At 71.5% G+C, this 13488-nt stretch carries 13 protein-coding genes; all 13 read right to left on the reverse strand.

Annotated elements, in window-relative coordinates; all coding sequences use genetic code 11:
* A partial coding sequence (locus tag ACIF8S_RS19715) for a carboxyl transferase domain-containing protein (RefSeq protein WP_400000385.1) occupies nucleotides 1-536 on the reverse strand: 536 nt, incomplete at its 3' end.
* Nucleotides 537-600: 64 nt separating this feature from the next.
* The gene (locus ACIF8S_RS19720) at nucleotides 601-1560 is read right to left on the reverse strand and encodes a Gfo/Idh/MocA family protein (protein WP_400000387.1); all 960 of its coding nucleotides are present in this window, start codon (nucleotides 1558-1560) and stop codon (nucleotides 601-603) included.
* Nucleotides 1557-2960 carry an NDP-hexose 2,3-dehydratase family protein gene (locus tag ACIF8S_RS19725; protein ID WP_400000388.1) on the reverse strand — a complete coding sequence of 468 codons (1404 nt, stop codon included), beginning with the start codon at nucleotides 2958-2960 and terminating at the stop codon, nucleotides 1557-1559. Before ACIF8S_RS19725 ends, ACIF8S_RS19720 begins: the two co-directional genes overlap by 4 nt.
* 53 nt (nucleotides 2961-3013) lie before the next feature.
* On the reverse strand, nucleotides 3014-3967 hold the full coding sequence (locus ACIF8S_RS19730; protein ID WP_400000389.1) for a hypothetical protein: 954 nt from the start codon (nucleotides 3965-3967) through the stop codon (nucleotides 3014-3016).
* Nucleotides 3968-3993: 26 nt separating this feature from the next.
* Nucleotides 3994-4758, reverse strand: a complete 765-nt coding sequence (locus tag ACIF8S_RS19735) for an NAD-dependent epimerase/dehydratase family protein (protein WP_400000390.1) — start codon at nucleotides 4756-4758, stop codon at nucleotides 3994-3996.
* 50 nt (nucleotides 4759-4808) lie between these two features.
* A complete protein-coding gene (rfbH, locus tag ACIF8S_RS19740) occupies nucleotides 4809-6113 on the reverse strand; it encodes a lipopolysaccharide biosynthesis protein RfbH (protein ID WP_400000391.1) in 1305 nt (434 codons plus the stop codon).
* A gap of 2 nt (nucleotides 6114-6115) precedes the next feature.
* Nucleotides 6116-7174, reverse strand: a complete 1059-nt coding sequence (locus ACIF8S_RS19745) for an NAD-dependent epimerase/dehydratase family protein (RefSeq protein WP_400000393.1) — start codon at nucleotides 7172-7174, stop codon at nucleotides 6116-6118.
* Nucleotides 7164-8147 carry a dTDP-glucose 4,6-dehydratase gene (rfbB, locus tag ACIF8S_RS19750; RefSeq protein ID WP_400000395.1) on the reverse strand — a complete coding sequence of 328 codons (984 nt, stop codon included), beginning with the start codon at nucleotides 8145-8147 and terminating at the stop codon, nucleotides 7164-7166. Before rfbB ends, ACIF8S_RS19745 begins: the two co-directional genes overlap by 11 nt.
* Nucleotides 8144-9211, reverse strand: a complete 1068-nt coding sequence (locus tag ACIF8S_RS19755) for a glucose-1-phosphate thymidylyltransferase (RefSeq protein ID WP_400000397.1) — start codon at nucleotides 9209-9211, stop codon at nucleotides 8144-8146. Before ACIF8S_RS19755 ends, rfbB begins: the two co-directional genes overlap by 4 nt.
* A gap of 28 nt (nucleotides 9212-9239) precedes the next feature.
* Complete coding sequence (locus tag ACIF8S_RS19760; RefSeq protein ID WP_400000778.1) at nucleotides 9240-10370, reverse strand: nucleotide disphospho-sugar-binding domain-containing protein; 1131 nt, start codon at nucleotides 10368-10370, stop codon at nucleotides 9240-9242.
* A gap of 2 nt (nucleotides 10371-10372) precedes the next feature.
* The gene (locus tag ACIF8S_RS19765; RefSeq protein WP_400000399.1) at nucleotides 10373-10954 is read right to left on the reverse strand and encodes a dTDP-4-dehydrorhamnose 3,5-epimerase family protein; all 582 of its coding nucleotides are present in this window, start codon (nucleotides 10952-10954) and stop codon (nucleotides 10373-10375) included.
* Nucleotides 10954-12150 carry a nucleotide disphospho-sugar-binding domain-containing protein gene (locus ACIF8S_RS19770; protein ID WP_400000400.1) on the reverse strand — a complete coding sequence of 399 codons (1197 nt, stop codon included), beginning with the start codon at nucleotides 12148-12150 and terminating at the stop codon, nucleotides 10954-10956. Before ACIF8S_RS19770 ends, ACIF8S_RS19765 begins: the two co-directional genes overlap by 1 nt.
* A gap of 29 nt (nucleotides 12151-12179) precedes the next feature.
* Entirely contained in the window at nucleotides 12180-13472 is a 1293-nt protein-coding gene (locus ACIF8S_RS19775; protein WP_400000402.1) for an activator-dependent family glycosyltransferase, read from the reverse strand.
* Nucleotides 13473-13488 lie beyond the last annotated feature (16 nt).

Genomic DNA, 13488 nt, shown 5'->3' on the forward strand with positions numbered 1-13488 from the left:
AACACGAAGTCCGTCAGCGCCGGGCTGTAGGCCGCACCGCCCGCACACGGACCCAGCATCACGCTGATCTGCGGGATCACCCCCGAGGCCCTGGTATTGCGCTGGAAGATCCCGCCGTACCCGGCCAGCGCGGAAACGCCCTCCTGGATACGGGCGCCCGCACCGTCGTTCAGGGACACCAGCGGCGCACCCGCCGCGATGGCCATGTCCATGATCTTGTGGATCTTCGTGGCGTGCGCCTCCCCCAGCGCACCGCCGAAGATCCGGAAATCATGGGCGTAGACGAACACCGTCCGCCCCTCCACCGTCCCCCAGCCGGTGATCACACCATCGGTGTAAGGCTTCTTCTCCTCCAGACCGAAACCGGTCGCCCGGTGCCGCCGCAACTGCTCCACCTCACGGAACGACCCCGCGTCCAGCAGCAGTTCGATGCGCTCCCGCGCGGTCAGCTTGCCCTTGGCATGCTGCGCCCGGGTCGCCTTCTCGCTCGGGCCGGCCAGTGCCTGGGCACGGATCTCGTGCAGCTCGACCGTCATGTGCGTCTCCTTCTCACGCGGGCCGGAACGGTTGTGTGCCGGTGGCCGCGGAGGCGCGGCCGGATCACCCGGACCTGTGGCGTACGGCGTCCAGCAGAACGGCCTGCCGCAGAGTGTCCGCGCCCGGCGCGTGACCGGCCCTGACCGAGGCGACGAACGCGGCGACCGTCGCCGCGACCTGGTCGGCGGGCGTCAGCCGGATCTCCTCCGTACCCGCGGACGTGTGCAAGCCGACCAGGGGGACGAAGTCGGCCGGCGGGGTGAACGCCCGGTCCACGGTGATCCGTCCCTCGCTGCCCCACAGTTCGTACCGCGACAGATAGGCGTGCTCCATGCCGAACGTGACGTGCGCGGTGACTCCGTCGGGGGTGCCCAGCAGTGCCGCGCCGGACGTCTCGACCCGCCGGCCGGGACCCTGGGCGAGCCGGGCACCGATCACTTCGAGCTCAGGGCCCAGGAAGTGCAGTGCGGCCCGGAGCGGGTAGAGGCCGACGTCCGCCAGTGCGCCGCCGCCCAGGCCGGGGTCGTACCGGATGTCGCTGTCGGGGAGCGGAGGGATGGTGAACGCCGCGTGCAGGGACTTCGGTTCGCCGATCCGACCGTCGGCGACGAGGCGCCGTACCGCCTCGTGCCGGGGATGATGGAGGAACATCACGTTCTCCATCAGTGCCACGCCCTGCTTGCCGGCCAGCTCCAGCAGGCGTTCGGTGGTGTCCGGGTCCGTCGTCAGGGGCTTCTCGGCGAGCACGTGCTTGCCGGCCTCGAGTGCCGCCTCCACCCAGTGCGCGTGCAGGGCGGCCGGCAGCGGCACGTACACGGCCTGCACGTCGTCGCGGTCCAGCAGTTCCGCGTACCCGTGGACGGGCCGGCAGCCGAAGCGCCCCGCCGTGCCCTCCGCCCTGCCCCGGTCACGGCTGGCGACGGCCGCGACCTCCACGTCCGGGGAGGCGGTGAACGCGGGGAGCATCCGCCGTACCGCGATGTCGGCGCAGCCGAGCACCCCGATACGCACCGGCGCGCTCATCGGGCGACCGCCGCACGGGCGTTGAGGCAGGCGAGCAGTGTGCGCGCCTGGACGTTCAGGTAGTGGCCGTGACGGACCAGCCAGGTCAGCTGGTCGGGAGTGACCCACGCGTATCCGGGCGGCGGGTCGAGGGGAGCGTCCCGTTCGTCGGCGTCGACGAGCAGGTACCGGCTCTCGGCGTTGAGGAACCGGCCCCCCTCCTCCGCGTGCACGGCCTCGTAGCGGATCCGCTCCGCCGGGGCCTCCAGCACGGTGTCGAGGTACGGCGGGCGTTCCTTCTCCGGCAGGTGGGCGTAGTTGGAGGGGGTGTACTGGACCGTGGGGCCCAGTTCGACGGTGTCGAGGAAGCCCCCCTCGACCCGGGCGTGCACCAGCACGTGCGGGACGCCGTCGAAGGTGCGGGTGAGGAACGCGGTCACCCCCTGGCCGACCGGCTCGAACAGCGGCTGGGTCCAGCTGGTGACCTCGCGGTTGCCGGCCTGTACGGACACGGCCACCACTTTGAAGTAGCGGCCCTCCTCGTGCTCGATGGCCGTCTCATGGCGGTGCCAGCCGGGCAGCCCGGCCAGCGGGACACGTTCGGCGTGCACATCGTGCCGGGCGCGCTCACCGGTGATCCAGGACAGCAGCTCGACGTCGGAGTGCAGGGCGCCGTCCGCCGTCTCCGGGACCGGGAGGCAGGACAGGACCGTCCGCGAGTCCATGTTGACGACATTGTCCCGGTGCAGCAGTTCGGCGATCTGGCCCAGGGTGAGCCAGCAGAAGTCGTCGAGGAGCGGCACGTCGTCGGTGGCCTCCACGATCATGTTGCGGTTGGCCTTGCGGAAGAACCACGAACCGTGCTCGGACTGCAGGGCGTCCGCGATGACCCGGCCCCGCCCGGGACCGACGAAGTGCTGTATGTACTTCACATCCGCGCCCTGATGGGCCTTGGTGTAGTTGCTGCGAGTGGCCTGCACGGTGGGGGACAGCTGGAGCAGGTTGGGATTGCCGGGCTCCATCTTCGCCTGCATCAGGAAGTGCAGGACCCCGTCGAACTCCTTGGCCAGGATGCCCAGGATGCCCACCTCGGGCTGCTTGATCACGGGCTGGTGCCACTCGGCGAACGGGCCGTCGCCGTAGGGTTCGTCCCGCTCGGTCACCCGCATGCCCTCGACCGTGAAGAACCTGCCGCTGCGGTGCACGAGATTGCCGGTGGTCTCCTCGAACGACCAGCCGTCCAGGCCGGCGAAGGGGATCCGGTCCACGCGGAAGGCGTTCGCCCTGCCACGTTCGGCGAGCCATGCGGAGAAGCTGTCGGTCGGCAGGTGAGCGCCCCGGGAGGTGGCGGCGGACAGCCCGAGGCGTTCCGTCACCCGCCGTGTGTTGGCGCGGGCCTGCGGGAGGGGAGGTGGCGTCACGGAGTACTCCTGAGGAACGGGGTGGGGAGGCGAGGGGTGGGACGGCACGCGGCTCAGTGCACGTCGACGATGGCGAACAGGCCCTTCTTGACGAGCTTGATGCCGTCGGTGGCGTCCTTCGAGTAGGTGATCGCCGCGTACCGGTCGGGCTCCAGCGGGACCCGCACGACGGACGAGCGGCCCGTGGACAGGTGCAGGCTGCCGAGACTGACCGAGCGGAACGGAGAGTCGGGCGGGAAGGTGCCGTCGTCGGGCAGGGCGTCGAACCAGGCCTTGAGCTCCGCCTCGGTGGTCCCTTCCGCGATCTTCACGAAAAGCAGTTCGTTCACCTGCCCGGGGATCCGGTTGACGTAGCGCAGCGGCCGGCCGGCGCGGAGACCGCCATGGACCTCGAAGCGCGGACCCACGCCGGGGACGTTCCTCGCCACGACGGTCGCGGTCGGCTCCGGGAACCGGCCGGCGGCTTCGCCGGTGACCGTCAGCCAGCGGTGCCGAGGCTCGGCGTCGCCGGCCGTGAGGTAGTCGAACAGCAGATACCGTCCCGGACGCAGGTGCTGCGTGAACGTCCCGGGCTGTCCGGGATGGACCACCAGCCCTCCGAGCAGGACGGCGGTCTCGTCCAGGTCCTTCGCACCCCGCGGAACGTCGGACGGGGTGTCGGACAGCGCGCGGGAGAGAACGTCCAGGAAGTCGTCCCAGCCCTTGCCGTCCTTCAGCCGGGCCAGCCCGATCCAGCCCTTGCCCGACTGGGTGGTCGAGGCGCGGAACGTGGCCGGTCCCGGGCGGGTGGTGGCCGGTGCGGTGAACTCCGTCGCGGTCGAGACGAGGTCCACCGTGGCCGTCGCCCCGGCGGTGTACGAGGCGTCCGCCGCGCTCACCGCAGGCGCGGGGGCCGCGGGGGCGGGCCCGTGCAGTCCGGCCAGCAGAAGTGCGGCACCGGCCAGCGTGACCGCTCGGCGCACGGTGCGCCGACGGTCGTTCCTCGTCCGGTTCCTGTGGTGCGTCACGAGCGTCCCCCTGGGGGTCGGTGGTGTCAGGCAGGTGCGGAGGCGCCGGACGCCACGGAGGCCGTGAAGTCCCCGAGGATCCGCCGGTAGTAGGAGGGGCCGAACCCCATGTGCGCGGTCTGCGGCACGAGGGAGCGCAGCTTCTCCGTCGAGATGACGTGCTGGCGGCCGCCCGTCTCGACGAACTCCCGGCGCGCCCGCAGTCCGAGCGCCTGCTCGAGGTGGCCGACGATGTCCTCCACCGGTACGGCGAAACCGGACGCCACATTGACCGTCTCGGCGCGCGGACCGGCGGCGAGGAGATGGTCGACGACGGTGATGACGTCCTCCACACCGATCAGATCCCGGGCCGCGCCCCGGTGCACCCGGACCATCCCCTCGCGCAGTTGCCGTACCAGGGTGGGCAGCAGCTGGTGCTCGGGCTGGTGCGGGCCGACCAGGTGCCCCAGCCGGAGTATCAGATGGTCGGCGCCGGAGTCGCGCAGCATTCCTTCCAGGGCGAGCTTGTGCGCGCCGTAAGGGGTACAGGGGGTCACCGGGACGTCCTCCCGGCCGGGCCCGTCGGCGAGTCCGTACATGCCGGTCGCCGCGGTGGAGAAGAAGAGCAGCCGCCGGCCGGTGTCGCGGCACCGGCCGGCGACCTCGCGCAGCAGCGCCGCCTCGCGGGCGAAGTCCGCGTCGGAGGTGCCGCTCGCCCACGACACCCCGGCTGCCAAGGCCACGGTGTCCGGATGCCGGCCGGCCAGCGGGCGCAGGTTCCGCGCCAGGAAACCGGTTCCCACAATGTCCATACGTCGTCCCGATCTCTGAGGAGTGAGGGGGCCGCGTGGGCCTTGCCGGTTCAGCCGCGCGCGGCCACGAACTCCTTGATCGAGGCGGTGACGTAGTCCAGCATCTCGTCCGTGAGCGCCGGGTAGACCCCGATCCAGAAGGTGTGCTCGGTGATGACGTCGCTGTTGGCCAGGTCGCCCACGATCCGGTGCGGCTGGTCGATGTAGGCCGGGTGACGGGTCAGGTTCCCCGCGAAGAGCCGACGCGTGCCGATCTTGCGGCCCTCCAGGAAGTCGACCAGCTCGGCGCGGCTGAACGGAGCTTCGGGGTCCACGGTGATGACGAAGCCGAACCAGCTGGGCTCGGAGCGGGGCGTGGCCTCGGGCAGCAGCAGGCCCGGGACCCCGTCCAGTCCCTCCCGCAACCGCCGCCAGTTGCGCCGCCGCGCCTCGATGAAGGAGTCCAGCTTGGCCAGCTGCGTGAGCCCGAGTGCGGCCTGGATGTCCGTGGCCTTCAGGTTGTACCCCACGTGGGAGAAGATGTACTTGTGGTCGTACCCGGCCGGCAGCGTGCCCATCTGGTACGTGAACCGCTTCAGGCAGCGGTCGTTCTCACCGGGTTCGCACCAGCAGTCCCGCCCCCAGTCGCGCAGCGACTCCACGATGCGGGCCAGGGCCAGGTTGGAGGTGAGCACACAGCCGCCCTCGCCCATGGTCAAGTGGTGCGCCGGGTAGAAGCTGACCGTCGTCATGTCGCCGAAGGTGCCGGTGAGCTTCCCGTCGTAGAGGGAGCCGACCGCGTCGCAGTTGTCCTCGATCAGGAACAGGTCGTGCTGTTCGCAGAGCTGGGCGATCTCCGTGACCTCGAAGGGATTGCCCAGCGCGTGCGCGATGATGACGGCGCGGGTCTTGGGTCCGATCGCCGCGGCCACCCGGTCGGCCGTCGCGTTGTAGGTGCCGAGGTCGACGTCCACGAAGACCGGGATGAGACCGTTCTGCAGGATCGGGTTGACCGTGGTGGGGAAGCCCGCCGCGACCGTGATGACCTCGTCGCCCGGCTTCAGCCGCCGCTCCTCCAGGGCGTGCGACATCAGCGCCGACACGGCCAGCAGGTTCGCCGACGAACCGGAGTTGGTCAGATGCGCCTTGCGGCGCTTGAGGCGTCGTGCGAACTGTGACTCGAACTTGCGGGAGCTGGTCCCGGCGGCGATGCGCATCTCCAGCGCGGCCTCCACCAGCGCCACCCGGTCCGCGTCCTCCAGTACCGCGCCGGACGGCCAGATCTCCGTCGTCCCCGGCACGAACTCGCGTGCCGGGGCGGTCTCCTGGTGATACGCGCGGACCTCTTCGAGAATCCGATCCTTGCGCTCGCTCATGATCATTTCCCTTCTCCGGCCGGGACTCCGGCCGTGATGCCGAGTGGTGTGCTGTGCGACGGACGCTCCGGCGGCAGCACGGAGGCCAGGAGGTCCCGCAAGGAGTCGTCGAGTCCGCGCGAGGGGCGCCAGCCCAGCAGGCGCCGGGCCCGGGAGATGTCCAGACACTGACGGGCCACGTCGGTACGGGCCGCCGGCGCCTCGGCGGCCTCGGTCACGGGCACGTCCAGTCCGCTGAGCGCGATCATCCGGTCGATCAGTGCGCGCATGGCCACCGCCTCGCCGCGGCCCACGTTGATCACCTGACCGTTGACGGCCGCCGACGGGGCCGTGGCCACGGCCACCACCGCGTCGGCGACGTCACCGGCGTCGACCAGGTCGCGGGCCGCGCGCAGCGGCGGCAGCCGGAGGGCGGCGATGTGCTCCCCGCGAGCCCGCGCCGCCGCCGCCTCACCCAGATGGGCCGCCACCCAGCCGAAGAGACTGCCCTCGGGAACCCCGGCGCCGATCACGTTGGCGAGCCGGAGCACCACCCCTTCGACGCTGCCCTCCCGCGCCCCGCGCAGCACGGCCCGCGTCCCGAGGAGTTTGGTGCGGCCGTAGGGCGTGACCGGTTCGGGGCGGTGGTCCTCGCCCGTGGCGCCGGCCGGGTCGCCGGCTCCGTACTCGTGGACGCTGCCCAGTTGCACCAGCCGTACCGGAGGGCCGGGGAGCGCGGCGAGGGCGGTCACGACCCGCTCGACGAGCGTGGCGTTGCCCGCGGCCATCTCCGCCTCGTCGGCCCGCCAGGCCCGCCCCGCCGCGTTCACCACGACGTCCGGGCGGGCCGCCGCCAAGGCCGTCCGCAATTCCTTCGGGCCCGCCGTCAGCAGGTCCAGGCGGGTGGCCGTCGTGGTCCGGCCCGCGGGCGGACCGGTGACGGGCGGCGGACCGCCGCGCGAGAACAGGTGCACCCGCGCACCCCGCGAGGCGAACGCCGCGCCGAGCCCGCGGCCCAGGAACCCGCCGCTCCCCAGGACCACGACCGACAGCCCCGGCACGCGCCCGCGGTCAGGCCGCACGGCCCGTCCCGTGCTTGACGGCCTTCCACCAGTCGGGGTTGTCGCGGTACCAGGCCACGGTCTCCGCCAGACCCTCCTCGAACCCGATCCGGGGCGCGTAGCCGAGTTCCTCGCGGATCTTCGACTCGTCGATCGAGTACCGCAGGTCGTGCGCCTTGCGGTCGGCCACCCGGCGGATCTTCTCCTCGCCGGCACCGGTCAGTTCCAGCAGCTTCCGGGTGAGATCGAGGTTGGTGTACTCGTTGCCGCCGCCGATGTTGTAGATCTCCCCGGCCCGGCCCTCGTTCAGCACCAGGTGGATGCCGCGGCAGTGGTCGGCCACGTGGAGCCACTCACGCACGTTGCGTCCGTCCCCGTACAGCGGGACCTGACCGCCCTCCAGCAGATTGGTCACGAAGAGCGGGATGACCTTCTCGGGGTGCTGGTAGGGGCCGTAGTTGTTGGAGCAGCGGGTGATCGACAGGTCCACGCCGTGCGTCCGCCAGTAGGCGCGGGCGACCAGGTCCGAGCCCGCCTTCGAAGCCGCGTAGGGCGAGTTGGGCGCCAGCGGCCACTCCTCCGTCCAGGAGCCGTCCGCGATCGAGCCGTAGACCTCGTCGGTGGAGACGTGCACCACCCGCTCGACCCCGCTCTCCAGCACGGCGTCCAGCACGGTCTGGGTGCCCAGCACGTTCGTCCGGAAGAACTCCCCGGCCCCCTCCAGGGACCGGTCCACGTGGGACTCGGCCGCGAAGTGCACCACGGCGTCGTGGCCGGGCAGCAGTTCGCGGAGCAGGGACCGGTCGCACACGTCGCCGCGGACGAACACCAGGCGCTCGTGCGAGGCGGGCAGGTTCTCCCGGTTGCCGGCGTAGGTCAGCTTGTCCAGGGCGGTGACCTGGGCGCCTTCCCAGCCGCGGTACTCGTCCGCCAGCAGACTGCGGACGAAGTGCGAGCCGATGAAGCCCGCCGCTCCGGTGACAAGAATCCTCATGCCGCGACCTCCACTCGGGTGTGATCTCCCACGACGAGGCAGTGATGGCCGGTGCCCCGTCCGGTGGTGCCCACGGACGCGGCGCGCCCGATGAGCGAGTTGCGCAGGCCGTGGACACCGGTGACGGTCGCCTCGTCCAGGGCGATCGACCCCTCGAGCCGGCTGTCCGCCACCAGGCAGTCCCGCCCGATGGAGGTGTGCGGACCGATGTGACTGTCCTCCAGCACCGTGCCCGCGCCGATGATCGCCGGACCCTCCACCCGGGACCTGACGACGCGTGCCCCGGCCTCGACCACGACCCGGCCGACGAGCACGCTGGCCTCGTCGACCCGTCCGTCGACGCGCCGGGTCAGGCCGTCGAGGAGATGGCTGTTGCACTCCAGGACGTCCTCGACCTTCCCGGTGTCCTTCCAGTAACCGTCGTAGCGGCTGGCACGCACGTCCGCCCCGGAGGACAGGAGCCACTGGACGGCATCGGTGATCTCCAGTTCGCCGCGGGCGCTCGGCTCGATCGACGCCACCGCCTCGTGGATGGCGGCGGTGAAGAAGTAGACGCCGATCAACGCCAGGTCGCTGCGCGGCTCACGGGGCTTCTCCACCAGGCGCCGCACCTCGCCGTCGGGCCCCAGTTCGGCGACACCGAACGAGCGAGGGTCCGCGACCTTGTGCACGACGACGTGCGCGGCCGGGCGGTGCCGGACGAACTCCGCGGCGGTCTCGGCGATCCCGTCGGGCAGCATGTTGTCGCCCAGGTACATCACGAAGTCGTCCGGACCGAGGAAGTCCCGCGCGATCACGACGGTGTGGGCCAGTCCCCGTGGTTCGTCCTGGGGGATGTAGGTGATCCGCACACCGAACCGGGAGCCGTCACCGAGGACCGCCTCGATCTCCGGACCGCGGTTGCCGACGATGACCCCCACCTCGGTCACGCCCAGCTCCCGGACGGAGTCGAGCACGTGCACCAGGACGGGTGTGTTGGCGATGGGGATGAGTTGTTTGGGCATCGAATAGCTGAAAGGCCGCAGCCGGGTACCGGACCCGCCTGCGAGCACCAGAGCTTTCATCGAGAGGTCCTCTCGGTTCGTGTCGTCTTCACGCCAGATCTCCGAGCGTGGCGACCACGCTCGCGGGGGAGGGCATGGCGGCGATCTCGCGGGAAAGGGCGCCCGCACCCTCCCGGTAGGTGTCCTTGGCCAGCAGCTCCTGACAGGAGTCCGCGATCGCGTCGGCCGAGTCCTCGCCCGGCAGCAGCGTGATCGCCGCCCCGTGTTCGGCGACGCGCAGGGCGGGCTTCTCCAGCACGGCACCCTTGGGAATGAGGAGTTGAGGCACACCGGCGTTCAGGCCGGTCAGGGTGCTCACCCCGCCGGCGTGGTGCACCAGCAGGTCACAGGTGGGCGCCACCAGATCCAGTGGCACCCAGCCGACGCGGGCCCCCGGCAGGCCGTCGCGCAACGCGTCGGCGGTCCCGTCGGGCGCCGCGACGATCAGCTCGACGTCCCACGAGGCGACGTCCGCGGCGAGGCCGCGCAGGAAGTCGAAGTTCTTGTCGTAGCTCTCCTTCGCGACCCGGCTGCCCGAGGTGACGAGGATCCTGCGGCGCTCGCCGCGGGTGACCATCCAGGTCTCCAGCCGCCGCTGGGCGTTCGCCGGGACGTAGCGCATGGGCTGTGCGGGAGCGGCACCGGCGGGACGCAGGCTCGGCGGGCAGATGTCCACGAACATGTCCGGCTCGGGCAGCCGGTCCAGCCCGAACGGTTCCAGCTCCGGCAGCAGTTCCGTGTCCGCGCCGGGGTGGATGCCGTCCGCCTCGATGGCGTCCCAGGTCTGCCGCACGTGGGGCACGCCCAGGTGCAGGGCGAGCAGCGGGGCGACGTAGCTCATCGTGCCGCCGACGATCAGATCGGGCCGCCAGGACCGGCAGAGGTCCAGCATCCGGGGCAGGCTCGAGGCGGCCATGCGTGCGAACCAGCGCCCGGTGAACAGCGCCTGCTCCACCGGGTGGGAGGGGATGGCCTCCGGACGGCCGGCCCGGTCGGTGGTGATGAAGTGCCGGATCGGCAGATCGGTGGTGGCCACGCCCGGCAGGCCCGACGACGTGATGTACGGGACCATGTCGTCGTTCGCGGCCATCACGACCTGGTGTCCCGCGTTGCGCGCGGCGGTGGCCAGCGGGGCCAGGGCGAACACGGTCGCCGGGCTTCCCGCGGCGACGAAGAGCATCCTCACGGTGTCCCTGCCTTGTCGAATCGGGGCAGCAGACCTGCCCGTACGGCCTCGGCCACGGTGGGGGCCTTGGCGTCCTTGTCGGAGATGAGAGGGGGCTCCGGGCAGTCCCAGGGCAGCCCGAGATCCGGGTCGAGCGGATTGATGTCGATCTGCGTGCCCGGCATATAGGTGGAGGACACGACGTAGCAGATGCACGCGTCGTCGGTCAGCGCGAGGAACCCGTGCCCCACGCCCTCCGGCACGTACACCGAACGCCCGGAGTCCGCGTCCAGCACGTTCACCCGGTGCTCCCCGAAGGTGGGGGAGCCGATCCGCAGGTCCACGACGATGTCGCGCAGCGCGCCCCGTACGCAGGTGACGTACTTGGCCTGCCCGGGCGGGATGCGCACGCTGTGGATGCCGCGCAGTGTGTGGCGCCGGGAGACCGAGTAGTTGATCTGCCGGGGCAGGAAGGGGACACCGGTGGCTTCTTCCAGCAGGTCGCCCCGCATCGCCTCGTAGAACGACCCCCGTGGGTCGGGGATCAGCTCGGGTGTGATCACGTACGTGCCCGGGAGGGGCAGTTCCTCGATGCGCACTAGACGCTCGCCTTTCTCGGTCGGGTGCCCGCCCGGGCTCGCCGCTCCAGTTCGGCGGCCGCGGCGGCGGGGGACGGCATCGCGGCCATCTCCGCCGCCAGTCCACGGGCCGCCTCCGCGTACCGGGGGTCGGTCAGCAGGTCGTCCAGGGCCGCGCCGACGGTCCGCGGGTCGTCCTGCCGCTCCGCCGTGTCGAAGGACAGACCGGCTCCGGTCGCGGCGAGCCGGTCGCCCAGCGGGAAGTGGTCCGCCAGCTGAGGGAGCACCAACTGGGGGAGTCCGAAGGAGGTCGCCGTCATGGCCGTGCCGGCTCCCCCGTGGTGGACCATCGCGTCACAGGTCCCGAGGAACAGATGGAGGGGGAGCGGGTCCACCGCCGTCACCGTGTCCGGCAGCGGGCCGATCCGGGAACGGTACGGCTCGGGCAGCGTCACGAGGATCTCGGTTCCGGGCGATGCGGCGAGGGCCCGCAGCAGAGCGCGGGTGAAGCCCACGCCGTGCAGGGCCAGGGTGTTGCCCAGCGACACGGCCACCCGTCGCCGTCCGGCCCTCGGTCCGTCATCCGTCCGGACCCAGGCGGGAACCTCACCACCGCCGCTGTACGGCACGTACCGGACGGGCGTGCCCGGCTCGCCGCCCGGCAGTCGCAGGGTGGGCGGACACGGATCGAGCAGCACGTCCGGGTCGGGAAGGCCAGGAACGCCGAGCCGCTCGCACAGCTCACGTGCGCCGGGGCGGACGAAGGCACGGGCGGGCCCCGAGATGGCATCCACCGTCCACCGGTGGTGCACCACCGGCACACCCAGCCGTGCCCCGATGATCAGCGAGCAGTACTCCAGCGGATCGGCGAGGACGATGTCCGGCCGGTACCCCTCGGCCACGTCGCTGTAGCGGCTGAGCATCGAGGCCGCATGGGCCCACCACAACCTGCCGTAGCCGCCGAGCAGTTCGGGAGCCGGCCGGGGCCGGGCCTGCAGCGGACGCCGGTCCCGACCCAGCCCCTTCAGCAGCATCCCGTTCACCTCGAACGGCTGGCCCGCCGGAATCGCCGTGAGGCCGCAGGCCCGTACGGCTCCGACCACATCGGGCTGGGCCAGCACGGTCACCTCGTGACCGGCCGAGCGCAGCGCCCACAGCAGCGGTACCAGCGGAAGGAAGTGAGTGGGAACGGGAGTGGAGATCACCAGTACGCGCATCTGACGGACCGTCCTCTCGGGGCGCGTGGTCAGCGGCGTTCGGCGGTCAGCCGCTCCAGCAGCGGAACGATCTCCTTGGGTGCCGGCGCGGCGAGCATCTCGTCGTGCAGGTGCCGGGCGCCCAACGGGAAGGACGGGTCCTCCAGAAGCCGCACGAGCTGCTTGTGCATCTCCGCGACGTCCAGGGCGTCCGGGTCGGCGACGAGGCCCGCGCCCATGTCCCGCACGTAGCGGGCGGTGACCATCTCGTCCCACATGACCAGCGGCATCACCAGCTGCGGCACCTGGTGGGCGACGGCGGAGGAGAACGTGCCGCCGCCGCCGTGGTGGATGATCGCGGAAGCGGTCGGGAGGACCTGGTTGAGCGGGACGTACTCCACCGCGCGTACGTTGCCGGGCAGCGTTCCCGCCGCGTCGAGCTGCTGGCTGTTCAGCGTGGCGACGACCTCGATGTCCAGTTCCGACACCGACGCGAAGAACTCCCGCATCGGGAAGCCGCTGTACCTGCCGAAGATCTTGCGCCGGCTCACGCCCAGGGACAGCACCACTCGGGGGCGCTCGGGACGGGTGTGCAGCCAGCCGGGCAGCCGGCCCGCGCCGGTGTACGGGACCCTGCGCACCGGTATGCGTGTCTGGTCGAGCGGAGCCTGCATCCGGGACTGGGTCAGGTCCAGCGTCCACTGGCCCAGCAGCATCTCGTCGCCGAACTCCAGCCCGTGACGCTCCAGAACGGGGCCGAACCAGCCCAGCCACGGATGTTCCGTCAGGTCCGACGAGGGATCGGCCAGTTCACGTTTCGTGCGCTCGTGGATCACACCGATGTTGTCCATGCCCCACAGCAGCCGGGCGTGCGCCGCGCCGCTGACCCGGGCGGCGACCGGGGCGGGGAACATCAGCGGGTCCCACAGCACCAGGTCGGGACGCCAGGCACGGGCGAAGTCGACCAGGTTGTCCAGCACCGGCCGGCGGCCGCCCGGCTCCGAGGGCTCCGGATAGTGCAACCGGAACATGCCGGTGAGAATGGCGCGGGTGGTGCGCCAGGACCCCGTCTCCTCCGGTTCGAAGGCGTCGAATCCCAGGGAGGGCCGGTCCGGCTCGGCGTCGCCCGTGTGCGGGCCGAGAGCTTCCGGCAGTTCGTCCGGCGTGCCCAGCGGTACGGCCGTGAGCCCCGCCGCGGCGATGTTGTCGATCACCCCCGGGTCCACGACGCCCGCGTGACTCGCCACGACGACCTCGTGCCCGGCGCTCTGCAGCGCCCAGGCCAGCGGCACCACCGGATACAGGTGTGCCGTCGCCGGGAAGATGGTGAACAGGACACGCATTCTTGATCTCCGATCG

It is taken from the genome of Streptomyces sp. NPDC085937, assembly GCF_044540535.1.
Taxonomy (GTDB): Bacteria; Actinomycetota; Actinomycetes; order Streptomycetales; family Streptomycetaceae; genus Streptomyces.

Excerpts from the sequence above, each read along its gene's own strand:
- ACIF8S_RS19775 (WP_400000402.1), bottom strand. The coding sequence starts at position 13,472 with ATGCGTGTCCTGTTCACCATCTTCCCGGCGACGGCACACCTGTATCCG.
- rfbH (WP_400000391.1), bottom strand. The coding sequence starts at position 6,113 with ATGAGCGAGCGCAAGGATCGGATTCTCGAAGAGGTCCGCGCGTATCAC.
- ACIF8S_RS19720 (WP_400000387.1), bottom strand. The coding sequence starts at position 1,560 with ATGAGCGCGCCGGTGCGTATCGGGGTGCTCGGCTGCGCCGACATCGCG.
- ACIF8S_RS19735 (WP_400000390.1), bottom strand. The coding sequence starts at position 4,758 with ATGGACATTGTGGGAACCGGTTTCCTGGCGCGGAACCTGCGCCCGCTG.
- ACIF8S_RS19760 (WP_400000778.1), bottom strand. The coding sequence starts at position 10,370 with ATGCTCTTCGTCGCCGCGGGAAGCCCGGCGACCGTGTTCGCCCTGGCC.
- ACIF8S_RS19755 (WP_400000397.1), bottom strand. The coding sequence starts at position 9,211 with ATGAAAGCTCTGGTGCTCGCAGGCGGGTCCGGTACCCGGCTGCGGCCT.
- ACIF8S_RS19770 (WP_400000400.1), bottom strand. The coding sequence starts at position 12,150 with ATGCGCGTACTGGTGATCTCCACTCCCGTTCCCACTCACTTCCTTCCG.
- rfbB (WP_400000395.1), bottom strand. The coding sequence starts at position 8,147 with ATGAGGATTCTTGTCACCGGAGCGGCGGGCTTCATCGGCTCGCACTTC.